This window comes from Ornithinimicrobium pratense, assembly GCF_008843165.1.
GTDB lineage: Bacteria > Actinomycetota > Actinomycetes > Actinomycetales > Dermatophilaceae > Ornithinicoccus > Ornithinicoccus pratensis.
On sequence record NZ_CP044427.1, the window covers coordinates 1,949,539 to 1,974,956 of the forward strand.

Below are 25,418 nucleotides of genomic sequence, written 5' to 3' on the forward strand. Positions count from 1 at the left end.
CGCGCCCAGTCACGCCTCAGTCCCCACAGGACGCGCCGAATACGCGCGAAGACTCTTCGCCGGACAGTTCACGTGTCCTGTCGAGACCTTTCGCGTGTTCTGTCAGTCAGCGGGGAGCTCGTGCTGGTGCTGGCGGGCCTCGACCTCGACCAGGCGCTGCGCGCGCTGCCCGTCCAGGGCCGCGGCGACCAGCCCGGCGAAGAGCGGGTGGGCATGGTCGGGGCGGGACTTGAACTCGGGATGGGCCTGGGTGGAGACGTAGTAGGGGTGGACCTCGCGGGGCAGCTCGACGTACTCCACCAGCGTCCCGCCCGGCGAGGTGCCACTGAAGACCAGCCCCGCCTCGGTCAGCCGGTCGCGGTAGGCGTTGTTGACCTCGTAGCGGTGCCGGTGCCGCTCACTGACCTCGGTTGAGCCGTAGACCTCAGCGATCACGGACCCCTCGGCCAGCACCGCGGGGTAGGCCCCCAGCCGCATCGTCCCGCCGTAGTCGGCGCCGCCGGCCACCACGACCTTCTGCTCCTCCATGGTGGCGATGACCGGGTCCGGCGTCTGGGCATCGAACTCGGTCGAGCTCGCGCCCTCGATGCCGGCGACGTTGCGGGCATGCTCGATGACCATCGCCTGCAGCCCCAGGCAGATGCCCAGGGTGGGCACACGGCGCTCCCGGCCCCAGCGCAGCGCGCCGATCTTGCCCTCGATGCCGCGCACACCGAAGCCACCGGGCACCAGGATCGCGTCGACCCCACCGAGTGCCCGGGTGGCACCGACCTCGGTCTGGCACTCGTCGGAGGCCACCCAGCGGATGTCCACCTTGGCGTCCTGCCGGAAGCCGCCGGCGCGCAGCGCCTCGGTCACCGACAGGTAGGCGTCGGGGAGGTCGATGTACTTGCCGACCAGGGCGATCTCCACCCGGTGCTCAGGCTCGTGCACCCGCTCCAGCAGCGCGTCCCAGGCCGACCACTCGACGTCCCGGAAGGGCAGGTCCAGGTGCCGCACGACATACGCATCGAGCATCTCCCGGTGCAACACCTTGGGGATGTCGTAGATCGAGGGCGCGTCCACGGCGGCCGCGACGGCCTCGGCGTCGACATCGCACATCATCGAGATCTTGCGCTTGATGCCGTCGGGGATCTCCCGGTCCGCGCGCAGCACCAGCGCGTCGGGCTGGATGCCGACCTGCCGCAACGCGGCGACCGAGTGCTGGGTCGGCTTGGTCTTCAGCTCACCGCTGGGCGCCAGGTAGGGCACCAGCGAGACGTGCAGGAAGAAGGAGTTGGCGCGGCCGATGTCGTGGCGCACCTGCCGGGCCGCCTCCAGGAACGGCAGCGACTCGATGTCGCCGACCGTCCCGCCGACCTCGGTGATGATGATGTCCGGCCGCTCCCCCTTGGGCAGCTCGGCGTCGGCCCGCATCCGAGCCTTGATCTCGTTGGTGATGTGCGGGATGACCTGGACGGTGTCGCCGAGGTACTCCCCCCGCCGCTCCTTGGAGATGACCTCGTCGTAGACCTGCCCGGTGGTCACATTGGCCCGCCCGGAAAGGCTGCGGTTGAGGAAGCGCTCGTAGTGGCCAATGTCCAGGTCGCACTCGGCGCCGTCTTCGGTGACGAAGACCTCGCCGTGCTGGAAGGGGTTCATCGTGCCCGGGTCGACATTGATGTAGGGATCCAGCTTCTGCATGGTCACCCGCAGTCCCCGACTGCGGAGGAGAAAGCCGAGGCTGGACGCCGTCAGACCCTTCCCGAGGGAGGAGGCGACGCCTCCGGTCACAAAGATGTGCTTCGTCGTCTGGGCCACGGGCTGTCAGTCTAGTTCAGGTGCCGGTGGGTCCGACGGGCCGGTCTGGTATGCCGTGCCGAGCACCCGCGCGTAGGCGGCCTCGGCCGCCGCGACGGCCTCCACCGCGGTGGGCAGCTCGTGGGCTCGACGCAGCGAGCGGTCCGACATCACCGACCGCAGCTGCGGGTCGTCCAGCACCTGCTGCAGGGCCGCCCGCAGCGCCCGGACCCTGGCGTAGCCGCCCAGGCCGCCGCTGTCGCGGCTCACCGGCACGAGCACCGCGGCGTCCCCGACCACGACCCTGGTGCCGCCGACGTCGGTCGCCACGACGGGCACGCCAGAACCCAGAGCCTCCTGCAGCCACAACGGCTGACCCTCCCACTGGGCTCCGGAGACCACGACGTCCGCCGCGGCGAGCAGCTCCGGCACGTCGTCCCGGCGCCCCAGCAGGTGCACCCGGCCCGGCCCGCCGGCGGCCTGCGCGGCGACGTCGACCCGGGCCGGCCCGTCCCCGGCGACGGCCAGCACGACGGGCGGGGCCCCCGTCTCGTGCGGATGGCGTCCGACCATCGACTGGTAGGCCGCCACCACCTCGACCGTGCGCTTCTGCGCTCCCAACCGGCCCACCGTCAGCAAGAACAGCTGATCGTCCACGAGGCCCAGCTCCCGGCGCAGGGCGGCGCGCACCTCAGGGCGCCGCTGAGGCGGCACGAGGCGGGTCAGGTCGGCCGGGACGACGGCCAGGTCGACCTGTCGGACGCCCCGAGTCCGGGCCCTGTCGACGAGGTCCGGCGAGACACCCAGAACGAGGTCGGCACCGCAGTAGACCAGCCGCTCAAGGACGCCGTAGACGAGGGCGGAGCGGCGATCGCTCGGCGGGGCGTTGTGGACGGTCACGACCAGCGGCGCGCTGGCGAGGGCAAGGGCGGACAGTGCCCCGGCCCGCACCCCGTGCGCGTGCACGACGTCGGCCCCCGCCGCGAGCCGTCGCAGGCGCCGGAGCGCCTGCAGGTCGCGGGCCGGGTGCAGCCCGCTGCCCACCTCGACAGGGACCACCGTCGCGCCGGTCCTGTCCAGCTCGAAGCCGCGCGCCACTTCCTGCGGGCAGGCCACCAGCACCTGGTGCCCGGCCGCCGCCAGGCCCTGCGCGAGCATGCGGACGTGTCCGCCGACGCCCCCCGCCACCAGACCGGTCACCAGCAGCACCTTCACCGCACACCTCCTGGTCCGACCCGTTCCCGGGTCCGCTCCCGTCGGGCGGCCACCCGCGCCCGCACCTGGTCGAAGGACTTCGGTGCCAGCACCCGCAGCGCCGCGGCCACCACCACCAGGACGGCAGCACCGGTCAGCGTCCCCGCGAGCAGCGCACCGGGCCACTGCGTCGGCACCCAGGTCGTGGCCAGCAGCTCCCGCGCGAGCACCACGACGGCCGCGCCGGCCAGTGCGGCAAGCCCGGCCCGGCCGGCGCCGGCGAGGGCGGGCGCGCCCCATACCCGGCGGGTGCGCGCGAGCAGGATGCCCGCGGCGACCCCCATGCCCACGGACGAGGCCGCGGCGAGCATGGCTAGGACCTCGCGGATGGTGCCGTCCCGGGCCAGGAGGACCGGCACGACCGCGAGCGGCAGCAGCGCCGCGACGGCCCAGCCCAGGACCGTGCCGGCGGCGGCGTCCCATGGCCGGTGGGCCGCGTAGAGCGCGCGGGTCAGCACTGCGAGGAGGGCGAACCCCACCAGTCCGGGGGCGAGCAGCGCCAGGGTCGGCGGGAGCGCCTCCAGCGAGGCCCGGCCGGCCCCGCCGGACCCCCTGTCGAGGGCGAGGAAGACGGTGCCGACGTCGTGACGCGTGGCGACCAGCACCGCAGCACCGGCCACGGCGGCCACGACCGAGGCGGTGAGCGCCCGGCGCAGGGTGGCTACGGCGCGCTCCGGCTCGTCGGTGAGACGGGGAAAGGCCGCGGTGGCCAGCGGGACGACGAGGACGGCGTAGGGGAGCAGGTAGATCGTCTGCGCGTAGTTCCACACCGCGATGCCCGCGACCCCGGTGCGGTTGGTCAGCAGGATGACCACGACCACGAAGAGCTGCTGCGCGCCGACACCGAGCACCCCGGCCCCGGCGAGCGCTCCGGCCAGGCGGCCGGAGCCACCCGGGAAGCGCAGCGTCGGCCGCCAGCGGATGCCGAGCCGGACCGCCGGGACCAGCAGCGGCAGGCTCAGGGCGACGACCCCAAGGGTCGTGCCGCCGGCCAGGAGCACCAGTGCGGAGGTCGGGAGGTCAGAAAGGGCGAGGTCCTGGTCGGGCTCGTAGAGGGCCCCGAAGGCCAGGTAGACCGCGATCACCACCAGGCTGGACAGCAACGGCGCCAGCGCCGCGGCGAAGAACCGGCGGTGCGCCTGCAGGACGCCGGTGAGCACGATGCCGACGCCGTAGAGCGCCACCTGCGGGGCGAAAAGCAGCAGCATGACCCGCCCGGCGGCCTGGGCCGCCGCCGGCTCGCAACCTCGGTCCAGCCCGCCGCCGCCGAGCAGCAGCGCCGTGATCGGGCCGGCGGCCAGGGCGAGCAGCAGGGTCAGCGGCAGCAGCACCAGCAGGGCCCAGCTCAGCAGGGCTGAGGCAGTCCGGTCGGCCAGCTCATCGTTACCGCGGTGCAGGTGGCGGGCCACGAGCGGGACAGCGACGGCCGCGAGGGCACCGCCTGCTGCGATCTCGAAGAGCACATTGGGCACGGTGTTGGCCGTCGCGTAGACCTCCCCCACGCAGGTGGCACCCACCGCGTGCGAGAACGCACCCCACCGGGCCAGACCCACCGCGCGGGACACCAGGGTGACTGCGGCGACGACACCGGCCGCGGCGAGCAGTCCCTGGCCGCCCAGCCGGGCACTAGCGGGGCTGGTCACCCCCTCCCCCAGGCGTCCAGGCTGCGCAGCACCGGGGTCGACTCGATGACGCCGGTGAAGCTCACCCGCTCGCTGAGCAGGGTCAGCCCCGTCACGACCGCCAGGACGGTCCACCGTCCACGGCCCGTCAGGTGCTGTGCTGCGGCGACCCCGACCGCTGCGCCGAGCGGGTTGGCGCCGGTGTCCCCCAGCATGGAGCGGGCCGCGAGGTCGTCGGGTAGGACGGCCAGGCTGGCCCCGGCAGCCGTGGCGGCGGCCGGGCGTCCGGCCAGCAGCAGAGGTATGCCGCACGACAGCCCCGCCTTGAGTGCCCGGCCTGGCCGCAGGTCGAAAAGGTTGGCCAGGTTGGCTCCCCCGGCGATCAGCCCCGCTGCGGCCACGGTGTGCAGGCCCACCCCGCGACCATGGTGGTCGGACCAGAGCGCGCTGGCCAGGCCGGTGGCACCGATCACCCCGATCTTGACTGCGCCTGTGGTCACCCGGCCCGCACGCAGCGCCTGCAGGTGACCGCGCAGTCCTTTGGCCTGGACGCTCTCCCCCAGGTCGTCAGCGGCGCCGGCCAGGGTGGCGCCGGTGACGGCCAGGGCGGCTGGTGGGTCGACGAGGGCGAGCGGCAGTCCGGTCCCGGCCGCGAGCGCGATCCCCCCGGTCAGGGTGATCGGCTTGCCGGCGTGGTTGACCCGCTCCCAGCGGCCCGAGCCTCCGGGAAACCGGCCGCTGTGGTGGGCGGCCCGGACGGCGCATGCGACGGCGTACCCGACGGCGGCGAGCAGCACGGTTCCCCGCACGCCCGTGGACCGTGCTGGGCCGGTCATGGTGCGGTGGTGGCCGCGTCGTCCTCGACCGGAGGGACGGCAGTGTCCCCGGCGTCCCCGGTCTCCTCGGCGTCGTCGGTGTCCCCGGTGGCCTCGGTGTCCCCGGTCTCCTCGGCGTCGTCGGGCACCGGCTCGGTGGCCTGCTCCTGGTCGCCGGGCACCAGGCCGGTCACCAGCCGCACCGGTGGCGGCTGCGGCATGGGCGCCTCGGCCTGCGGCCCGATGCCGTAGTGGCCGGACCGGCCCGCCACCTCCCAGCCCAGGGCGAGGATCGTGGACAGCCGGCCGGCGGCTCCCTCCGCGTCGTCGACGGTAGAGGTCTGGGCACGCAGGGCGCGGTCCTGGCGAATCCCGACGACCAGCGGGTCCTGACCACCCTGCGGCTGCTGGGCCCCGCCGACGGTGCCGGTGCCGGTCACGGTGAGAGGGGCGTTCAGGCGCACGAACGTGCGCACCAGGCTGGTGCGGGTGTCCAGGACCAAGGTGTCGGCTTCGTCCAGATCACCCTCCTCCGGCAGGGTGAGACCACCGCTGACCAGCAACACGGCGTCGGGCGGCCGGCGGTCCTCCAGCGTGCCGTCGGGCTGCTCGCTCCAGGCCAGCCTGAGGTAGCCCTCTGAGTCCAGCTGCTCAAGCACCTCGAGCCAGGCCCCGGTACGCCCGGGTCCGTCGGCGCCGACGACGGCCGCGCCCAGCACGGCGGGCAGAGATGGCCCCTCCCCCTCCGGAAGCGTCGGCAGCTGCAGGTCGCCCGCGATCTGCTCGAGCAGGGGGACCGCCTCCTCCTGCCCCTGCTGGGTCTGCCAGGAGGGCTGCAGCGTGACTGTGAGCGGGACGTATCCGCCTGCCTCGTCGACGGCCTCGGTGAGCTGCTCGCCCAGGTTGCGGTCGGCGCCCGGCATCAGGACCACGGCGACGCGAACCCCTGTCAGGGTGGCCGATGCGGTGCGGGGTGCGATGACACCCATGGCCCGATCCAGTGCGTCGGCGTGGGCCTGAGCCTCGGCGGCCTGGGCACGCACCTCGGCACGCTCGGCGCGCAGGCCGGAGACCTCGCCCTCAAGGGTGTCGGAGATGCCCTCGCGCAGCGGTCCGGCGCCCAGCACGACCCCCACCGCGAGCGCGATGAAGACGGCGACCAGAGACACCAGGTGGTAACGGAAGTCAATCACGTGTCTAGAACAGCCCCTCGATCCAGGCCCAGATGTCGTCCCATCGTACGGCCACGACGCCGAAGAAGGCCCGACCCGCCGGGGTGGTGGCCAGCGCGACCCCCAGCGCAAAGAGGCCAGCCAACACCAGCCAGACTAGGGACATGGTGGAGATGCCGGAGCGGTAGAGCAAGCTGACCCCCTTGGCGTCAACCAGCTTGCTGCCGACCCGCAGCCGGGTCAGGAAGGTGCTGGCCATCCCCTGCCTGCCCTTGTCGAGGAACTCGACCAGCGTCGCGTGGGTGCCCACGGCCACGATGAGCTCGGCGCCCAACTCGTCGGCGAGCAGCATGGCGATGTCCTCACTGGTGCCCGTCGCCGGCAGGATAACCGCGTCGGTCACGCCCAGCTGCTCCACCCGCTCCAGCCCCGGCGCCCGGCCGTCGCGGTAGGCGTGCACCACGATTTCGGCACCAGAGGTCAGGGCCCGGTCCGAGACCGAGTCCATGTCGCCCACGATCACGTCGGGAGCGAGGCCCATCTCCAGCAACGCGTCCGCACCCCCGTCGACCCCGATGAGCACGGGGCGGGCGTCCCGGAGGAAGGGCCGCAGGGCCTGCAGGTCCTGCTTGTAGTGGTAGCCGCGGACCACGACGAGGGCGTAGCGGCCCGCGAAGTCGGTCCGCAGCTCGGGCACCCCGATGCCGTCGAGGAGCAACTCGCGCTCGGCTCGGACATACTCCATCGTGTTGTGCGAGAAGGCCTCGATCTGGTCCGAGAGGTTGGCCCGGGCCCGCTCCATCTGATCCGTGACCTGCTCGGGGGTAAGCCGGTCGGCGCTGGCCACCAGGGCGCCACCGACCCAGACCTCGCCTTCCTTGATCGTGACGGTGGACCCCTCTGCCACGTCCATGACCTCCGGGCCGGCGCGGTCCAGCAGCGGGATGCCGGCGTCCAGGAGGATCCGGGGCCCCATGTTGGGGTAGGCGCCGGTGGTGCTCGCCGCGGCGTTGACCACCGCGGCGGGCGAGCAGGCGACGAGGGCGTGGGCACTGACCTGGTCGAGATCGCCGTGGTCGATCACCGCGATCTCCCCCGTCTGCAGCCGGGTGGTGAGCCGCTTGGTGCGCTCGTCGACGCGGACTGTCCCGACGAGCGGGACCGTCGGGTCGGCGGGGCGCATACGCCTCGTGCTGCTCATGGTCGGCCCATGGTCCCACGGCGGGCCAGCAGCTCTCGGGCATGCTGCAGCGCCGCGTCGGATTCCGCGACCCCGCCGAGCATCCGGGCCAGCTCGGCCTCACGGTCCGGGCCCTCCACGACCGCAACCCCGCTGCGGGTGACCTGTCCGTCGGTGCTCTTGCGCACCACCAGGTGCCGGTCGGCGTAGGCGGCGACCTGGCCCAGGTGGGTCACCACGACCACCTGGGCGTGCTCAGCCAGCCGGGCGAGCCGCGCACCCAGGTCGAGGGCCGCAGCGCCGCCGACACCTGCGTCGACCTCATCGAAGACGTAGGTGGGCACGCTGCCGCCGCCAGCCCCCAGGCCGCAGACCAGCTCCAGGGCCAGCATGACCCGGGACAGCTCGCCCCCGGAGGCCGCGCGGGTGACCGACCGAGCCGCTGCCCCGGGGTTGGCGGCCAACCGGATCTCGACCGTGTCCAGCCCGTGCGCCGCAGGCTGCGCCTCCTCGCCAGTGGGCAGGGGGACCGTCGCCGGGGATCGGTCGGGGGTGTGGGGGTGGCGCCTCCCGCGGACACGGTGGAGCCCTTCGTCGCGGGAACTCCGGCAGGACCGTGGGCCGCTGTCGGCTCTTGCTTTCCCAGCCGCTGCTCGACGGCGACGCTTACCCTGGCCGAGCCCATCGCGAGGTGGGCGAGTTCTTCGGTCACGGCGGCGCCGATGTGTTCCGCCAGCGCCTGCCGGACCTCGGTCAGCTCCGCCCCCAGGCGACCCGTCTGCTGTCGGAGCCGCTCGACCTCCTCCTGCAGCTGGCCCAGGGCCACGTCCGAGACGTCGATGCGCTCCAGCTCCTCGGCCGCCTCGCGGGCGAAGGTCAACACCTCTCGGGTGCCAGGCCCGTACCGCCGCAGCAGCCCGATCAGCTCGGCCCGCCGGGCGTGCACCGCCTCGAGCCGGGCAGGGTCGATATCGATCGTCGCGGCATACCCGGCGAGGTCGGACGCGAGGTCGGAGGTTAGGTAGGACAGCTCCTGGGCCCGTTCTCGCAGCTGGGCCAGTTCCGGGTCGTGCTCACCTGCCGGCCCGAGCACGGCCAGCGCGGAGGAGAGCAGGGCCGCGACGCTGGGCCGGTCGGGGTCCTCCAGCTCCGCACCGGCGAGCACGTCGTGGCTGTGCTGGGCCGCGTTGCGCAGCTCTTCGGAGTGGCTGAGCCGCTCGCTCTCGGTCCGCAGCTCATCTTCCTCCCCCTCGTGAGGGTCGACGGCCTGGATCTCCTCCAACCCCGCCCGCAACACGGAGACGCGCACCGAGCGCTGCGCGGCCGAGCTGGTGAGCCGGAGCAAGCGGGACCGTTCCTGCTGCCACCGCTCCCAGGCGTCCCGGTAGCGAGCGAGAGCCTCCTGCAGCTCCTGACCCCCAGCGGCGTCGACGAGGATGCGGTGCTGGTCGGCGTCGCGCAGCCGCCACTGGTCGGCTTGGCCGTGCACGGCGACCAGGTGCTGGCCCACCTCGGCCAGGACCGACACCGGGGCGGAACGGCCGCCGAGGCTGGCCCGTGAGCGTCCTTCGGCGGCGACGGTGCGGACCAGCACCAGACCGTCCTCCACATCCCCACCCGCCTCCGCGACGCGCCGCGAGGCCGGGTGGTCTGGGGCCACCTCGACCTCCCCCTCGACGACGGCGCGGCGACTGCCCGAGCGGACCAGCCCGGTGTCTGCGCGTTCCCCGAGCAGCAGCCCTAGGCCGCTGACGACCATCGTCTTGCCCGCACCGGTCTCGCCGGTGATGACGTTGAGCCCGTCAGCGAGGTCGAGCTCAGCGTCCTCGATGACACCCAGCTCCTGGATCCGGATGCGCCGCAGGCTCACCCGGTGGCCTCGCCGGCACCCTGGTCCGCGGCGGTGTCGCGACCGGCGCCGACCGGGCTAGCCGGGATGGCCGGGCTAGCCGGGCTAGCCGGGCCGCGCCAGCCCGTCACCGGAAGCGCGAACTTTTGCACCAGCCGGTCGGTGAAGGGGTCGTTGCTCAGCCGGGCCAGCCGCACTGGCACCTGGGCACGGCGCACCTCGATCCGGGCACCGGCAGGCACCTCAACCGCTCGCCGCCCGTCGCACCACATCACCCCGGCTACGTGCGAGTGCGGCACGACCTCCACGGCCAGGCGGGTGTCGGGCCCGAGCACCAACGGACGGGCAAAGAGCGCATGGGCCGAGATGGGGACCAGCAGCAGCGCCTCGACGTCGGGCCAGACGATCGGGCCGCCGCCGGAGAAGGCGTAGGCCGTGGAGCCGGTCGGGGTCGACATGACCACTCCGTCGCAACCCCAGGTCGACAGCGGACGACCGTCGACCTCGACCGCCACCTCCAGCATCCGCTCGCGCGCGGCCTTCTCCACGCTGGCCTCGTTGAGCGCCCAGTTGCGGCAGACGATCTCCCCCTCGTGCAGGACGTCGACCTCCAAGGTCATCCGCTCCTCGACACGGTAGTCACCGGTCACGATACGGGTGATGATCGCCTCGATGTCGTCGCGCTCCGCCTCGGCCAGGAAACCGACCCGGCCCAGGTTGACGCCGAGCAACGGCGCACCGGCGGGGCGGGCGATCTCGGCCCCCCGCAGGATCGTGCCGTCCCCGCCGAAGACCACCACCAGCTCGCAGCCGGTGGCGTCCACGTGCGGCGGCACCGGGCTCTTGCGGGGGACCAGCACCTCGGTGCCCAGCCGATCCCGGGTGGGGTCACCCTCGGGGACGATCTCGGCCTCGATGTCATGCTCGGCGAGACCCTCGGCGAAGGCCTGCGCCAGCTCGGGCACCTCCGGACGGGTCGGGTGAGTAACCAGCATGATGCGTCGGCTCACGCGTCCTCCTCCAGTCTCAGCACCCCTCGGCGGGCCGCGAGCTCAGCCGGCCCGCGCCCACAGTCCATCATGCCGCCCGGACACCGACGCAGCCACCAGAGGTACTCGACGTTGCCCGTGCCGCCCACCACCGGCGAACGGTGCAGGTCCACAGGTGCCAGGCCGACCGTGCGCGCGTGCCCTTCCAGCGCCTCGAGGACCTCGTAGCGGTCCTGGACCCGGCGCACGAGACCGTCCTTGCCGAGCCGTTCCTTGCCCACCTCGAACTGGGGCTTAACCAGAAGCACGAGGTCCGCCCCCGGGCGGGAAAGGGTATGCAGCACAGGCAGGACCAGGGTCAGTGAGATGAAGGACAGGTCGGCGACGACGACGTCGAAGGGGCCGCCGACCTGCGCCGGGTCGACCTCTCGGATGTTCGTGCCGGACCGTTCGGTGACCCGCAGGTCCGTCGCCACGCGAGGGTCGAGCTGGTTATGCCCGACATCCAGGGCGACCACGTGGGCGGCTCCCCGCTCCAGGAGGACCTGGGTGAACCCACCGGTGGACGCGCCGACGTCGAGGCAGCGACGGCCCCGGACGGCTAGTCCCTCTGGCTCCCAGGCTGTGAAGGCGTGGTCGAGCTTGAGGGACCCGCGACCCACCCAGCCCCGCACGATCCAGGACGTCTCATCATGGGCGGCCGCCCGGAGGGACACCTGCTGCCCGGGGGTGACGGCGACGCCGGCCCGGGTCACCACCCGGTCGTCGACCAGCACCCGCCCAGCCCGGATGAGCTGGGCGGCCTGGCTGCGGGTCCGGGCCAGGTCACGACGGACGACCTCACGGTCCAGCCGCTGCGGCTCCTGCCCGAGCCTGCCCTGCTCCCCGCCCCCTGCCTCGCGGGTCACTGGGGTGGGGTCGGCCCAGGGTCCGACAACCGAGCCTGCAGCCGACGGTGGGCCTCGGTCAGCGCGGTCACCACCTGCTCGGGGTCCTCCCCCATGGCCTGCTGGAGATCGGCCGTGATCCGGTCGACCCCGGGGTCTCCGGTCACCGGCCGCTCGTCCTGATGCTCGTCCTGGGGGCCGCCTTTCATGCCGCCCCCCACAGGTGGGCCAGCTCGACCAGGGAGTCCACAGTCAGGTCCGGACGCATCGACTCCGGTGCCGAGCGGGCGTCCTCGCGGGTGGTCACGCCGGTGAGGACCAGCGCACTGGGCAGACCGAGGGCGCGGGCCCCGGCGATGTCCGTGTCAAGGCGATCACCGATCATCAGGCATTCGTGCGGGGCCAGCCCCAGCCGGGCCAGCCCTTCCTGGTAGGCGTAGGCGTGCGGTTTGCCCACGACCCGTGGCTCTGCACCCGTAGCGTGCCGGACCGCGGCGAGCAGGCTGCCGTTCCCGGGCGCCAGACCACGCTCGGTGGGCAGGGTGGCGTCATCGTTAGTGGCCACCCAGGCGGCACCGGCTGCCACGGCATACGCCGCCTCGGTCAGGTCTGCGACCGCGACATCCGGGCCATAGCCCTGGACGACCACGTCGACCTGCACCGGACGGGAGGCCAGGCCGGCCCGCACGGCGGCGGTGTCGACCCAGCGCAGGCCGTGCTCCTCCAGCGCCGTCCCCACCCCCGGGCCTCCCACGGCCAGGACCGTGCCGCCGCCGTCGGTGGCCATCGACGGATACTCCGAGGCGACCAGGGCCGCCGCGACCTGCGAGGCGGTCAGCACCTCGTCGGCTGTCGCGGGCAGGCCGAGCCCGGTCAGCTGCCGGGCGACGTCGCCGGGCGTGCGGGAGGCGTTATTGGTCATGAACAGCACCGGCACGCCGCTGGCGCGGGCGGCACTGATGCCCTCCACCGCCCCGGGGCAGGGCTGATGGGCTCGATACACCACACCGTCCAGGTCGCACAGGACGCCCCGGACCCTCATCGCGCGTCGTCTCGCTCGGCCTGGTCCCGGGACCCTCGCCTGAACGCAGCAGGGCTGTCCCCACCAGCACCGTCGGCTCCTGAGGCGGTGGCCGGCGACGCCTCGGCCCCCGGGGCTGTGTCGTCCTCGCCATCCTCGTCGTCCCCGTCGCCGACGAGGTCGACCAGGACCGGATCGTCCGCCAACCCCAGGATCTCTGCCGCGTCGGTCTCCCCCGTCGCATCGACCTCCGCCGCCCGCTCGAACCAGACGGCAGCCTCGTCCTGCCGCCCGTCTGCCTCGAGTGCCGCGGCATAGGCGTAGCGGACCCGTGCCGCCCAAGACTCGCGCCCGGTGCCCCGGGTGGCCAGGTCCTTGAGCTGCAGGACCGCGGCGGCGTGTTGCCCGAGGTCGCTGCGGGCCCCGGCCATCACGATCGCCAGCTCGACCTGCTCGGCCGCTCCCAGGGCCCGTGCCTCGGGACTCGCCGCCAGCTCCAGCGCGCGCTCCGGCCGGCCGAGCCCACGCTCGCAGTCCACCATGAGCGGGAGCAGATGGTGGGTGCCGGACATGCGTCGAGCCGTCCGGAACTCGGTCAGCGCCTTGGCCCACTCGCCCCGGCGGTAATGCACCAGCCCCAGAGCCTCCCGCACCACAGGCACCCGCCCGGCGCGGCGCGAGGCTGCCTCGGCGTGAGCCAGGGCTTGGTCGAAGTCTTCGGCGTCGAGGAACCGGCCGACCATCACCAGGTGGCCCCCGACGCCCTCGGCGTTCTCCTTGCTCAGGGTGCGTAGCTCGGCCCGCAGGGACCGGTCCAGCACCCCGGCATGCGCGTCCTCCGGCAGCTCTGGTTCCCGTGGCCGCGGCGGACGCTGCTCACGGTCATCGCGCCCACGGCCGTCCCGCTCCGGCCCCCCCTGCCAACCGCCCCGCCCTCGGTCATCGCGGTCTGATCGGCCCGCTGAACCGCCCCGCCCTCGGTCATTCCGCCCACGGTCATCGCGATCCGATCGCCCCGATGAGCCGCCCCGCCCTCGGTCGTCCCGCCCACGGCCATCGCGACCCGCGCCGCCACGCCTGTCATCGGAGCCCCGCCGAGGTGCTTCCCCCCGTCGATCCTCACCGGACCCGCGGCGATGGCCACCTTCCTCCCCACCGCGGGGACGCCACTCGGACCGCTCGTCCCGGCGCTCGGCGCGCCGCGGTCCTCCACCGTGACGCGGGCCGCCTTGACGTTCGTCCCGCCCGTCGCGGTCGCCGTCGGCTCGGTCTCCCTTGTCGTTCACGTGGGGTGTCCTCTCGTCCTGATCTATGGGGTCCAGAGTAGGTGCGCAAATGACAGTAGGCCTTGGCCGGCACCCGAAGGTGCTGGCCAAGGCCTACTGTAGAAGAGGTCCGGCGGTGTCCTACTCTCCCACACCGTCTCCAGTGCAGTACCATCGGCGCTGTCAGGCTTAGCTTCCGGGTTCGGAATGTGACCGGGCGTTTCCCTGACGCTATGACCGCCGTAACACGATCAACCCTTATTCAACTCACTCACTGAGTGTGCTGGTTATGGGTCGGGAACCGTACAGTGGACGCGCACACAAAATCGTTCGTGTGACATAAGTATTGTTAAGTTATCGGCTTATTAGTACCGGTCAGCTTCACACATTACTGTGCTTCCACGTCCGGCCTATCAACCCAGTAGTCTAGCTGGGAGCCTCTCACACCAAAGGTGCATGGAAACCTCATCTTGAAGTGTGCTTCCCGCTTAGATGCTTTCAGCGGTTATCACGTCCGAACGTAGCTAATCAGCGGTGCCCTTGGCAGGACAACTGACACACCAGAGGTTCGTCCATCCCGGTCCTCTCGTACTAGGGACAGCTCTTCTCAAGTTTCCTCCGCGCGCAGCGGATAGGGACCGAACTGTCTCACGACGTTCTAAACCCAGCTCGCGTACCGCTTTAATGGGCGAACAGCCCAACCCTTGGGACCGACTCCAGCCCCAGGATGCGACGAGCCGACATCGAGGTGCCAAACCATGCCGTCGATATGAGCTCTTGGGCAGGATCAGCCTGTTATCCCCGGGGTACCTTTTATCCGTTGAGCGACGGCGCTTCCACAAGCCACCGTCGGGTCACTAGTCCCGACTTTCGTCTCTGCTCGACATGTCTGTCTCACAGTCAAGCTCCCTTGTGCACTTACACTCGACACCTGATTACCAACCAGGCTGAGGGAACCTTTGGGCGCCTCCGTTACCCTTTAGGAGGCAACCGCCCCAGTTAAACTACCCACCAGGCACTGTCCCTGATCCGGATCACGGACCGAGGTTAGACATTCAGAACGACCAGAGTGGTATTTCAACGATGACTCCACAACCACTGGCGTGGCTGCTTCACAGTCTCCCACCTATCCTACACAAGCCGTACCGAACACCAATACCAAGCTATAGTAAAGGTCCCGGGGTCTTTCCGTCCTGCTGCGCGTAACGAGCATCTTTACTCGTAGTGCAATTTCGCCGAGTTCGCGGTTGAGACAGTGGAGAAGTCGTTACGCCATTCGTGCAGGTCGGAACTTACCCGACAAGGAATTTCGCTACCTTAGGATGGTTATAGTTACCACCGCCGTTTACTGGCGCTTAAGTTCAGAGCTTCGCCTTGCGGCTAACCCGTCCCCTTAACGTTCCAGCACCGGGCAGGCGTCAGTCCGTATACATCGTCTTGCGACTTCGCACGGACCTGTGTTTTTAGTAAACAGTCGCTTCTCCCTGGTCTCTGCGGCCATCAGCGCTAACCCGCAACGGGTTTCACGCGTCCGGCCCCCCTTCTCCCGAAGTTACGGGGGCATTTTGCCGAGTTCCTTAACCACGATTCACTCGATCGCCTTGGTATTCTCTACCTAACCACCTGAGTCGGTTTGGGGTACGGGCGGCTCGAACCTCGCTAGGAACTTTTCTTGGCAGCATAGGATCACCCTACTTCCCACATACGTGGTCACTATCAAGCCTCGGGCACTGATGGGGCGGACTTACCACTCCCCGGCCCTGCGCTCTTAGACGTGGACAACCATCGCCACGCGGAGGCTACCTTCCTGCGTCCTTCCATCGCTTACCTACTACCGGCTCGGGTCACGCGCTCCCCGCCCACAGTCACACACCCGAAGGCATCTGACCGAGTTGGACGGTTCGGGCGCTTAGCATCACCGGATTCAGCATTGGGCGGTTCTTCGCCGGTTCCGGAATATCAACCGGATGTCCATCGACTACGCCTGTCGGCCTCGCCTTAGGTCCCGACTTACCCAGGGCAGATTAGCTTGACCCTGGAACCCTTGGTTATTCGGCGGAAGAGTTTCTCACTCTTCATTCGCTACTCATGCCTGCATTCTCACTCGTGCCGGATCCACACCTCGATCACTCGGATGCTTCACTCCCGGCACGACGCTCCCCTACCCACCAACACGCCTGGACCCACCCCACAAAGGGACAGGCCGAGCAAAATGCTGGTGCCACAGCTTCGGTGGTGTGCTTGAGCCCCGCTACATTGTCGGCGCGGAATCACTTGACCAGTGAGCTATTACGCACTCTTTAAAGGGTGGCTGCTTCTAAGCCAACCTCCTGGTTGTCTTCGCAACTCCACATCCTTTCCCACTTAGCACACGCTTAGGGACCTTAGCTGGTGATCTGGGCTGTTTCCCTCTCGACTACGAAGCTTATCCCCCGCAGTCTCACTGCCATGCTCTTACTTACCGGCATTCGGAGTTTGGCTGACGTCAGTAACCCGGTAAGGCCCATCAGCCATCCAGTAGCTCTACCTCCGGCAAGAAACACATGACGCTGCACCTAAATGCATTTCGGGGAGAACCAGCTATCACGGAGTTTGATTGGCCTTTCACCCCTACCCACAGCTCATCCCCTCAGTTTTCAACCTAAGTGGGTTCGGGCCTCCACGCGGTCTTACCCGCGCTTCACCCTGGCCATGGGTAGATCACTCCGCTTCGGGTCTAGACCCAGCGACTCAAACGCCCTATTCGGACTCGCTTTCGCTACGGCTACCCCACACGGGTTAACCTCGCCACTGAGCACTAACTCGCAGGCTCATTCTTCAAAAGGCACGCCGTCACCCCACACAAAGTGCAAAGCTCCGACGGATTGTAAGCGCACGGTTTCAGGAACTATTTCACTCCCCTCCCGGGGTACTTTTCACCTTTCCCTCACGGTACTTGTCCGCTATCGGTCACCAAGTAATATTTAGGCTTAGCAGGTGGTCCTGCCAGATTCGTACGGGATTTCTCGGGCCCCGTACTACTCGGGTGGCATCACACACAGTCCCACATGTTTCGGCTACCGGGGTCTCACCGTCTTCGCCAGGCCTTTCCAGACCTTTCACCTACACGCAGAATTTCTTACTGTGCACCGGGCTGGTAGACCCAGAACGTGACACTCCCACAACCCCGACACTGCAACCCCTACCAGGTATCACACAATGCCGGTTTAGCCTCATCCGCTTTCGCTCGCCACTACTCACGGAATCACATGTTGTTTTCTCTTCCTGTGGGTACTGAGATGTTTCACTTCCCCACGTTCCCTCCACACACCCTATATATTCAGGTGCGGGTGACCAGCGATGAAGCTGGCCGGGTTTCCCCATTCGGACACCCTCGGATCACAGTCTGGTTATCGACTCCCCGAGGCTTATCGCAGATTCCTACGTCCTTCTTCGGTTCTTGGTGCCAAGGCATCCACCGTGCGCTCTTAAAAACTTAACAAAAGTCACACAAAGACTTAAGATGCTCGCGTCCACTGTACAGTTCTCAACCAACAACCAGGCCAACCACACACACACCCACCCAACAGGTGGACATGCACACGGCCCCAGCATCGAAGACACCCAACCCCACCCCCCAACGACACACCAACAGTGCATCCCAGGAGACAAGAGGTCCGAGCCTTCAGGACCCAACAGCGTGCCAAGCACCACACCCACCAACCACCACCACACTTTCCACACCCCCACCCAAAAGCAGGAGCCGTACTCACATGCGCAGCAACCAGAAAAGGCGCAGCAACTGATCCATCGATGTTCCACCCAGAGCAACCACGGGCACCACACTCGGGTGCACCACGCGGCCACCAACCCCACCCGACCACTACAGTCAAGGGAGGCCGTTGAGCTCCTTAGAAAGGAGGTGATCCAGCCGCACCTTCCGGTACGGCTACCTTGTTACGACTTAGTCCCAATCGCCAGTCCCACCTTCGACAGCTCCCTCCCACAAGGGGTTGGGCCACCGGCTTCGGGTGTTACCAACTTTCGTGACTTGACGGGCGGTGTGTACAAGGCCCGGGAACGTATTCACCGCAGCGTTGCTGATCTGCGATTACTAGCGACTCCGACTTCATGGGGTCGAGTTGCAGACCCCAATCCGAACTGAGACCGGCTTTCTGGGATTCGCTCCCCCTCACGGGATCGCAGCCCTTTGTACCGGCCATTGTAGCATGCGTGAAGCCCAAGACGTAAGGGGCATGATGATTTGACGTCATCCCCACCTTCCTCCGAGTTGACCCCGGCAGTCTCCTATGAGTCCCCGGCCGAACCGCTGGCAACATAGAACGAGGGTTGCGCTCGTTGCGGGACTTAACCCAACATCTCACGACACGAGCTGACGACAACCATGCACCACCTGTGCACCAGCCACAAAGGGAAACCACATCTCTGCAGTCGTCCGGTGCATGTCAAGCCTTGGTAAGGTTCTTCGCGTTGCATCGAATTAATCCGCATGCTCCGCCGCTTGTGCGGGCCCCCGTCAATTCCTTTGAGTTTTAGCCTTGCGGCCGTACTCCCCAGGCGGGGCGCTTAATGCGTTAGCTGCGGCACGGACCCCGTGGAATGGGACCCACACCTAGCGCCCAACGTTTACGGCGTGGACTACCAGGGTATCTAATCCTGTTCGCTCCCCACGCTTTCGCTTCTCAGCGTCAGTAATGGCCCAGAGACCTGCCTTCGCCATCGGTGTTCCTCCTGATATCTGCGCATTCCACCGCTACACCAGGAATTCCAGTCTCCCCTACCATACTCTAGCCTGCCCGTACCCACTGCAGACCCGGGGTTAAGCCCCGGGCTTTCACAGCAGACGTGACAAGCCGCCTACAAGCTCTTTACGCCCAATAATTCCGGACAACGCTCGCACCCTACGTATTACCGCGGCTGCTGGCACGTAGTTAGCCGGTGCTTCTTCTGCTCCTACCGTCACAAAAGCTTCGTCAGAGCTGAAAGCGGTTTACAACCCGAAGGCCGTCATCCCGCACGCGGCGTCGCTGCATCAGGCTTTCGCCCATTGTGCAATATTCCCCACTGCTGCCTCCCGTAGGAGTCTGGGCCGTGTCTCAGTCCCAGTGTGGCCGGTCACCCTCTCAGGCCGGCTACCCGTCGTCGCCTTGGTAGGCCATTACCCCACCAACAAGCTGATAGGCCGCGAGTCCATCCACCACCAATAAATCTTTCCACCACCACCCATGCAGGCAGCAGTCATATCCAGTATTAGCACCGGTTTCCCGGAGTTATCCCAGAGTGGAGGGCAGGTTACTCACGTGTTACTCACCCGTTCGCCACTAATCCACGCAGCAAGCTGCGCTTCATCGTTCGACTTGCATGTGTTAAGCACGCCGCCAGCGTTCGTCCTGAGCCAGGATCAAACTCTCCGATAAAAACCTAAACCCTTATCAAGAGCCAGATCACAAGCAAAACCACCACACCCCAGCGGGGGGCCAGAACATGGCAGTCAAAAAAACGCCGCACCCAACCCAGCCAAAACCAAACCAGGCACGACAAACAAACTATGGCATCAATAAATCTGACACGCTGTTGAGTTCTCAAGAATCGGACACACAAGACGTTCCGGCGCTTGTGGCGCGTTCTCGTCGGGGTGCTTTGCTACTTTACTCCTCCGGCCCATCTGCGGTCAAATCCGCGTCGGCCTGGCCTCCGGGAGCATCACTTGCGTCACGCTCTGCTCGGATGGAGTAGTCCGCACCCGGGACCGGCCACCTGCTGGTGTCCGTGCCTCCCTGTCGGTGCAGCGAGGTGAAACTTTAGGGCACGATCCGCCCGGAGCACAAATCCGCAGGTCAGCCGGGGTTTCGGGCGGCGGCGAGGCTCTTACGTCCGCGCCGGAGCAGGGCGACTTGACCGTGCAGGAAGTCTGCGCTCTGCAGGTCGCGCTCGACGTCCTCCACCTTGGTGTTGTTGAGGCTGACGCCCCCGTCGCCGATGAGGCGGCGGGCGGCACCCTTGCTCTCGGCGAGACCGACGAGCACCATCGCCTCGACCAGTGGTGTCCCCGGCGCGACCTCCGCACCGGCCAGCTCCCCGGTGGCGTCGCTCAGGGTGCCGGCGTCGACCTGGCCGGGGTCCCCCTTGCCGAAGAGCACCTGGCTGGCGGCCTCCACCTGGGCGGTCGCCCCGGGGCCGTGCACGAGGGAGGTCACGTCCGCAGCCAGGGTGCGTTGCGCCTCTCGAAGATGCGGCCGGTCGGCGGCAGAGCGCTCCAGCTCGGCGATCTGCTCCTGGCTGCGGTCGGTGAAGATGCGCAGCAGCTTGCCGGTCTCGGAGTCGGCGACGTTGATCCAGTACTGGTAGAAGGCGTAGGGGCTGGTCATGTCGGCGGCCAGCCATACAGCGTTGCCTGCGGACTTGCCGTACTTCTCGCCGTTCTCGTCCGTGACCAGCGGCGTGGTCAGCACGTGCGCGGTGCCGCCCTCCACCCGGTGGATGAGGTCCACGCCGGCGGTGAGGTTGCCCCACTGGTCTTGTCCGCCAGTCTGCAAGGTGCAGCCGTACTCGCGGTAGAGGTGCAGGTAGTCCATCCCCTGCAGCAGCTGGTAGCTGAACTCGGTGTAGGAGATACCCTCCTGACTCTCCAGGCGTGCGGCGATGGCGTCCTTCTTGATCATCTGGTTGACGCGGAAATGCTTGCCGATGTCCCGCAGGAAGTCCAAGGCACTCATCGGCGCGGTCCAGTCCAGGTTGTTGACGATCAGGGCCGGGTTCTCGCCCTCGAAGTCGAGGAAGGGCCCGACCTGCCGTTGGATCCGATCCACGTACTCGGCCGTGAGCTCGGCTGTCTTGAGCACGCGCTCCGAGGTGGGCCTCGGGTCACCGATGAGACCGGTCGAGCCCCCCACCAAGGCCAGCACCCGGTGCCCGGCCCGCTGGAAGTGACGCAGCACGATCAGCTGCACCAGGTTGCCGAAGTGCAGCGAGGGGGCCGTCGGGTCAAAGCCGCAGTACAGGGTGAGCGGCCCCTTCTCGAGCGCGGTGCGCAGGGCGTCCAGGTCCGTGGTCTGCGCCAACAGTCCGCGCCACTGCAGCTCGTCGAGGATGTTGCTCACCGGTCGTTGTCCTTCTGCGGTTCGTCAGGGGTATGCCGCCCGGCCGGGGCAGCCCGCCCCAGCCTACGCGCCGCGGCCCGGTAGGCCGAGACGGTCGGCTCGTCCCCGATCCAGAACCGCCAGGGGAAAAGGGCGCCGTCCCCGCCCTCACCGCTGACCCCGACCCGGGGCCCGGTGCGCACAACACCCGGGGGCCGGGTGCCGGGCCGCAGCCGGACCTCTGCCTCCGGGGCAAGCAGGTCCAGTCCGTCGTGGCGCAGAGCCAGACCCAGCGCCCGGGTCAGCCGGCCCGGTCCGCGAGCCAGGTCCCGCTCGGTCACCGGCGTCGACAACCCCGCCTGGCGACGCTCGCGCGCCAGGTCCAGCCCCTCGACCACCTGCGCCGCCCGCAGCAGCACCGCCGACGCCGTGCCGTCCGGGCCGGTGACGATGTTGACGCAGTGGTGCATGCCGTAGGACAGGTAGACGTACAGGTGCCCCGGCGGCCCGAACATCACCTCGGTCCGCGGCGTCGGGCCGCGGTAGGCGTGGGAGCCCGGGTCTGCCGGGCCGGCGTAGGCCTCGACCTCGGTCAGCCGAAGGGTCACCCCGTCGTGCTGCAGCAGGGCCCCGAGCAGGGCCGGGGCGACGTCGAGCACGGGACGGGCCAGGAAGTCACGGTCGATCCGCATACCGCCTCAGTCCCGGACCAGGGGCATCTCCTGCACCCAGTGCCGGGCCCGGTCGACCTGCCTGAGCTGGTGGGAGCGCTGCTCGCCGACCCGGGCCGGGGCAGTGCCGCCGTGGGCGTTGCGGGAGACCAGCGAGCCGCGGACGGTGAGCACCGAGCGGACGTCCGGGGTCAGGTGGTCGCTGATCCGGCGCAGGTCATCGTCGGCGAGGTCCTCCAGGCCGATCCCCTGCTCCTCGCAGTGCCGCACGCAGGCACCAGCGATGTCGTGGGCGTCCCGGAAGGCCACCCCCTCGCGGACCAGCCATTCGGCGACATCGGTGGCCAGGGAGAAGCCCTGCGGCGCCAGCGACTCCATCCGCTCCCGGTGGAAGGTGAGGGTGGCCACCATCCCGGACACCGCCGGCAGCAGCACCTCCAGGGTGTCGACCGCGTCGAACACCGGCTCCTTGTCCTCCTGCAGGTCTCGGTTGTAGGCCAGCGGCAGACCCTTGAGCGTGGCCAGCAGGCCGGTCAGGTCCCCGATGAGCCGGCCGGCCTTGCCGCGCGCCAGCTCGGCGACGTCCGGGTTCTTCTTCTGCGGCATGATGCTGGAGCCGGTCGAGTAGGCATCGTCGAGGGTGACGAAGGCGAACTCCGCGGTGGCCCACAGGATGATCTCCTCGGCCAGCCGAGAGATGTCCACCGCGGTCATTGCCGCGACGAAGGCGAACTCGGCCGCGAAGTCGCGCGAGGCAGTGCCATCGATGGAGTTCTCCACCGAGCAGGGCATGCCCAGGTCGTGGGCCACGGACTCAGGGTCCAGCCCGAGGGAGGACCCGGCCAGTGCTCCGGAGCCGTAAGGGCTGACCGCGGCACGCCGGTCCCAGTCGATCAGCCGCTCCACGTCCCGCAGCAGCGCCCACCCGTGGGCCTGCAGGTGGTGGGCCAGCAGCACCGGTTGGGCGTGCTGCAGGTGCGTCCGCCCCGGCATAGCGACCTCGGCGTGCTCGGCAGCCTGGTCGACCAGCGCCTGGACCACGTCCAGCACCTTGGCGCCGATGAGCCGGGCCTGGTCGCGCAGGTACATCCGGAACTGGGCCGCGATCTGGTCGTTGCGCGAGCGCCCGGCCCGCAGCCGGCCCCCCACCTCGGGCCCGATGCGCTGGATGAGGCCACGCTCTAACGCCGTGTGCACGTCCTCGTCGTCCTCAGCCGGGGCGAATGCCCCAGAGGTCACGTCCTCGGCCAGCGCACGCAAGCCGCGCAACATCGTCTCCAGGTCATCGTCGGAGAGCAGCCCCGCCTTGTGCAGCACCCGCGCGTGCGCCCGCGACCCCGCAAGGTCGTAGTGCGCCAGGCGCCAGTCGAAGTGGGTGCTCTTGCTCAGGGCCGCCAGGGCATCGCTCGGGCCGCCGGCGAACCGGCCGCCCCACAGGCTCACAGTCATGACCTCATCTTCCCCCATCGCCGTGGGCGGCCAGGTCTCCGGTCCGTGTGGCGCGGTGTCGCCCGCTCAGCCCGGGTCGCGCTCGCCCGTGCCGTCGTCGGCCAGGTCCAGCAGCCGCTGGGCGGTCTCGGGACCCCCGGCCGGGTCGGTGGTGATCACCAGGATCGTGTCGTCGCCGGCGATGGTGCCCAGGATGTCGTGGGCGTCGCTGCGGTCGATGGCCGAGGCGAGGAACTGCGCGGCCCCCGGTGGCGTGCGCAGCACGACCTGGTTGCCCACCGCCCGGGCGCTGACCAGCAGCTCCTGGCACAACCGGGCAAGCCGGGCGCTGATCTCCCCGGAGTCCTGCGCCGGTCGCGGCGTGAGGTCTCCCCCCTGGCCGGGGACGGCATACACGAGCTGGCGCCCCCGCCGGACCTTGACGGCCTCCAGGTCGACCAGGTCGCGGGACAGGGTGGCCTGGGTGACGATGATGCCGTCCCGGGCCAAGAGGTCCAGCAGCTGCCCCTGCGAGCCCACCGGGTGACGTTCGAGCAGGTCGGCGATCCGCTGGTGCCGCGCTCCGCGCGTCGTCGGGATGGAACTCATGCTGCAGGACTATACCTAGGGCTGCATGACTATGCGGAGTCCGCTCCGACGGCGCGGCCCTTTGCCAGGTCTCAGGCCCCCAGCTCCTCCAGGAGGGCGACACAGGCTTGCCCATGCTTCCGCTGGAAGGCTCGGAGCGTCGGCAGCCCCGGCGCCGGTGGCTTCGCTGCGGCCTCGATGAAGGACCCACCCAACGCGGCGATGAGGCCAAGGACGTCCTCCGGCTCCGCGCCGAGCTCGTGCAGGACGGGCAGGTGCGGACGCACGTCCAGGTCCCCTCCCCACCGCACGTTGACGAGGAGCATGACGGCATCGGCCCAGGCTGCGCCCCGCGACGCCCAGGGCCAGTCGACCACACGCACCGTGCCCGCTGGGGTGACCAACAGGTTGTCAGCGCGCATGTCCGTGTGGGCGACCGACTCCCCCGCCAGCCGCGGCAGGGTCTGTGCACAAAGCCCCACCAGGTCGTCGAGGCGGGCCGCGACCCAGGGGGGCACTCCCTGGGTGCCGGAGTCACGCAGCCGGGCCAGCGCCCCGAACTCCCCCACCAGCTCCTCGTGCAGCGCCGGCCAGGTGGCGGGCGCCGGGCGGCGTGCCAGGTCGCCCAGCGCGGCGAGGCTGGCCCGCAGCTCCTCCTCCGTCCAGGGCAGCTGTGGATGCCGGCCCTCGACATCCTCGACGACGAGGGCGACCCACTCGCCGTCATCGTAGGACGCGAGCAGCTGCGGCACCTCGGGCACGTCGACCAGGCTGCGCAGCACCTCGGCCTCCCGCCGGTGCAGGTCCGGGGTGCCCGGGTTCTGGGCCGGGCTCACCCCCTTGACGAATGCGCGGCGTCCTGACGCGGTGATGACCCGGTCCGCGGTGCCAGGGGAGAAGCCGCCGGGCTGGGAGGCCGCGCCCACCACCGGCTCGCCCAGGACCTCGCCCACCCAGGAGCGGACCTCCCGGGGTAGCTCCTCCCAAGCCAACCGGACGCCATACACAGGATCAGCTCACGGGGTCATCATTGCCCCAGGGGCGCAGGCGTAGCATGCGGGCCCCCTCGGCCAGGCCTGACCTCGACCGCTCGCGCAGGGTGTCGAGGTCATCGGTCCCGGCCCGGACGAAGCGACCGTTGAACCCGTCGAGCTCACCGTCGGCGATAGCCAGCGCCAGCGCCTTGAGGTCCTCGGGGTCGGTCCATTCGGTGCGGCCGCGGTGCAGCTCCATGGAATGCGTCATGTCCGACTCGATCACGCCCGGGGCCAGGTCGAAGGCGAGCACCCCGTGCTCGGCTCCAGCCAGGGCGGTGCCGCCGGTCAGCCGGGCCAGCGCGGACTTGGAGGCGTGGTAGGCCGTGAGCAAGGCGCTCTCCCTGGTGCCGGAGCCGGAGTTGAGGTTGATCACGCGTCCTCCCCCGGCACCGATCATGTGCGGCACGACCGCTCGGGTCAGCAGGAAGGGGCCGCGCACGTTGATGACCATCACCCGCCACCAGGTCTCGACGTCCGCCTCCCACAGCGGCACCTCCGGCTCGATCGCGCCGGCGTTGTTGACGAGCAGGTCAATGCGTCCGTGCCGCTCCACGACCCTGGCCACGGTGGCCTCGACCGCCTGCTCGTCGGTGACGTCGCAGGTGAACGACTCGAACGGCTGGCCCTCCACGCCCTCCGGTGTGCCGCCCGAACGGGAGAGGCCGGCGACGTGCCAGCCGGCCCCGAGCAGGGCGCGGGTCAGGTGGGCACCGATCCCCCGGGAGGCTCCGGTGATGACGGCGACACGGTCAGGAGCTCGATCGGAAGTCATGGCTCCAGCC

The 25,418-nt window shown here is 69.3% G+C and carries 19 protein-coding genes and 3 rRNA genes; all 22 read right to left on the bottom strand.

The features are described 5' to 3' along the window. Positions 1-102: 102 nt before the first annotated feature. The 22 genes from FY030_RS08865 to FY030_RS08960 all read right to left on the bottom strand — a co-directional run bounded on the left by FY030_RS08865 (position 103) and on the right by FY030_RS08960 (position 25,408). Positions 103-1,800, bottom strand: coding sequence for a CTP synthase (locus FY030_RS08865; RefSeq protein WP_158061187.1), 1,698 nt, complete (start codon positions 1,798-1,800; stop codon positions 103-105). A 6-nt stretch (positions 1,801-1,806) separates the two neighbouring features. Continuing rightward, on the bottom strand, positions 1,807-2,994 hold the full coding sequence (locus FY030_RS08870) for a glycosyltransferase family 4 protein (protein ID WP_192498544.1): 1,188 nt from the start codon (positions 2,992-2,994) through the stop codon (positions 1,807-1,809). Beyond that, entirely contained in the window at positions 2,991-4,676 is a 1,686-nt protein-coding gene (gene murJ / locus FY030_RS08875) for a murein biosynthesis integral membrane protein MurJ (protein WP_192498545.1), read from the bottom strand. Before murJ ends, FY030_RS08870 begins: the two co-directional genes overlap by 4 nt. Next, positions 4,673-5,491 carry a hypothetical protein gene (locus FY030_RS16380; protein ID WP_192498546.1) on the bottom strand — a complete coding sequence of 273 codons (819 nt, stop codon included), beginning with the start codon at positions 5,489-5,491 and terminating at the stop codon, positions 4,673-4,675. The genes murJ and FY030_RS16380 overlap by 4 nt, the downstream gene beginning before the upstream one ends. Continuing rightward, positions 5,488-6,663: a copper transporter gene (locus tag FY030_RS08880; RefSeq protein ID WP_192498547.1), complete on the bottom strand. Its 1,176-nt coding sequence runs from the start codon at positions 6,661-6,663 to the stop codon at positions 5,488-5,490. The genes FY030_RS16380 and FY030_RS08880 overlap by 4 nt, the downstream gene beginning before the upstream one ends. A 4-nt stretch (positions 6,664-6,667) precedes the next feature. After that, positions 6,668-7,843 carry a putative cytokinetic ring protein SteA gene (gene steA / locus FY030_RS08885; protein ID WP_158061191.1) on the bottom strand — a complete coding sequence of 392 codons (1,176 nt, stop codon included), beginning with the start codon at positions 7,841-7,843 and terminating at the stop codon, positions 6,668-6,670. Beyond that, positions 7,840-8,058, bottom strand: coding sequence for a hypothetical protein (locus FY030_RS17325; RefSeq protein ID WP_192498548.1), 219 nt, complete (start codon positions 8,056-8,058; stop codon positions 7,840-7,842). Before FY030_RS17325 ends, steA begins: the two co-directional genes overlap by 4 nt. Beyond that, positions 8,055-9,692, bottom strand: a complete 1,638-nt coding sequence (locus tag FY030_RS08890) for a DNA repair protein RecN (protein ID WP_158061192.1) — start codon at positions 9,690-9,692, stop codon at positions 8,055-8,057. The genes FY030_RS17325 and FY030_RS08890 overlap by 4 nt, the downstream gene beginning before the upstream one ends. Continuing rightward, positions 9,689-10,681 (bottom strand): NAD kinase, encoded by a 993-nt coding sequence (locus tag FY030_RS08895; protein ID WP_202879686.1) that lies wholly within the window; start codon positions 10,679-10,681, stop codon positions 9,689-9,691. The genes FY030_RS08890 and FY030_RS08895 overlap by 4 nt, the downstream gene beginning before the upstream one ends. After that, a complete protein-coding gene (locus tag FY030_RS08900) occupies positions 10,678-11,568 on the bottom strand; it encodes a TlyA family RNA methyltransferase (RefSeq protein ID WP_158061193.1) in 891 nt (296 codons plus the stop codon). The genes FY030_RS08895 and FY030_RS08900 overlap by 4 nt, the downstream gene beginning before the upstream one ends. Next, on the bottom strand, positions 11,565-11,756 hold the full coding sequence (locus tag FY030_RS08905) for a hypothetical protein (protein ID WP_158061194.1): 192 nt from the start codon (positions 11,754-11,756) through the stop codon (positions 11,565-11,567). Before FY030_RS08905 ends, FY030_RS08900 begins: the two co-directional genes overlap by 4 nt. Further along, a complete protein-coding gene (locus FY030_RS08910; protein ID WP_158061195.1) occupies positions 11,753-12,589 on the bottom strand; it encodes an HAD-IIA family hydrolase in 837 nt (278 codons plus the stop codon). Before FY030_RS08910 ends, FY030_RS08905 begins: the two co-directional genes overlap by 4 nt. Continuing rightward, positions 12,586-13,389, bottom strand: coding sequence for a tetratricopeptide repeat protein (locus FY030_RS08915; protein ID WP_192498549.1), 804 nt, complete (start codon positions 13,387-13,389; stop codon positions 12,586-12,588). The genes FY030_RS08910 and FY030_RS08915 overlap by 4 nt, the downstream gene beginning before the upstream one ends. A 572-nt stretch (positions 13,390-13,961) precedes the next feature. Then, a 5S ribosomal RNA gene (rrf, locus tag FY030_RS08920) occupies positions 13,962-14,078 on the bottom strand. 100 nt (positions 14,079-14,178) lie between these two features. After that, a 23S ribosomal RNA gene (locus tag FY030_RS08925) occupies positions 14,179-17,314 on the bottom strand. 413 nt (positions 17,315-17,727) lie between these two features. Next, positions 17,728-19,250 (bottom strand): 16S ribosomal RNA (locus tag FY030_RS08930). Together the 16S, 23S and 5S rRNA genes form the textbook arrangement of a ribosomal RNA operon. A 420-nt stretch (positions 19,251-19,670) precedes the next feature. Next, complete coding sequence (gene tyrS / locus FY030_RS08935; protein WP_158061196.1) at positions 19,671-20,933, bottom strand: tyrosine--tRNA ligase; 1,263 nt, start codon at positions 20,931-20,933, stop codon at positions 19,671-19,673. Then, positions 20,930-21,604 (bottom strand): DNA-3-methyladenine glycosylase, encoded by a 675-nt coding sequence (locus tag FY030_RS08940; protein ID WP_158061197.1) that lies wholly within the window; start codon positions 21,602-21,604, stop codon positions 20,930-20,932. Before FY030_RS08940 ends, tyrS begins: the two co-directional genes overlap by 4 nt. 6 nt (positions 21,605-21,610) lie before the next feature. Beyond that, positions 21,611-23,032, bottom strand: a complete 1,422-nt coding sequence (gene argH / locus FY030_RS08945) for an argininosuccinate lyase (protein WP_158061198.1) — start codon at positions 23,030-23,032, stop codon at positions 21,611-21,613. Positions 23,033-23,098: 66 nt separating this feature from the next. Further along, the gene (locus FY030_RS08950; protein ID WP_158061199.1) at positions 23,099-23,620 is read right to left on the bottom strand and encodes an arginine repressor; all 522 of its coding nucleotides are present in this window, start codon (positions 23,618-23,620) and stop codon (positions 23,099-23,101) included. A gap of 71 nt (positions 23,621-23,691) precedes the next feature. After that, entirely contained in the window at positions 23,692-24,591 is a 900-nt protein-coding gene (locus FY030_RS08955; protein ID WP_202879687.1) for a phosphotransferase family protein, read from the bottom strand. A 19-nt stretch (positions 24,592-24,610) separates the two neighbouring features. Continuing rightward, positions 24,611-25,408, bottom strand: a complete 798-nt coding sequence (locus FY030_RS08960; protein ID WP_158061201.1) for an SDR family NAD(P)-dependent oxidoreductase — start codon at positions 25,406-25,408, stop codon at positions 24,611-24,613. Positions 25,409-25,418: the final 10 nt, after the last annotated feature.

Bases quoted from the DNA above. Each gene is read 5' to 3' on its own strand.
- FY030_RS16380 (WP_192498546.1), bottom strand. From the start codon at position 5,491: ATGACCGGCCCAGCACGGTCCACGGGCGTGCGGGGAACCGTGCTGCTC.
- steA (WP_158061191.1), bottom strand. From the start codon at position 7,843: ATGAGCAGCACGAGGCGTATGCGCCCCGCCGACCCGACGGTCCCGCTC.
- FY030_RS08905 (WP_158061194.1), bottom strand. From the start codon at position 11,756: ATGAAAGGCGGCCCCCAGGACGAGCATCAGGACGAGCGGCCGGTGACC.
- FY030_RS08910 (WP_158061195.1), bottom strand. From the start codon at position 12,589: ATGAGGGTCCGGGGCGTCCTGTGCGACCTGGACGGTGTGGTGTATCGA.
- FY030_RS08940 (WP_158061197.1), bottom strand. From the start codon at position 21,604: ATGCGGATCGACCGTGACTTCCTGGCCCGTCCCGTGCTCGACGTCGCC.
- argH (WP_158061198.1), bottom strand. From the start codon at position 23,032: ATGACTGTGAGCCTGTGGGGCGGCCGGTTCGCCGGCGGCCCGAGCGAT.
- FY030_RS08950 (WP_158061199.1), bottom strand. From the start codon at position 23,620: ATGAGTTCCATCCCGACGACGCGCGGAGCGCGGCACCAGCGGATCGCC.
- FY030_RS08960 (WP_158061201.1), bottom strand. From the start codon at position 25,408: ATGACTTCCGATCGAGCTCCTGACCGTGTCGCCGTCATCACCGGAGCC.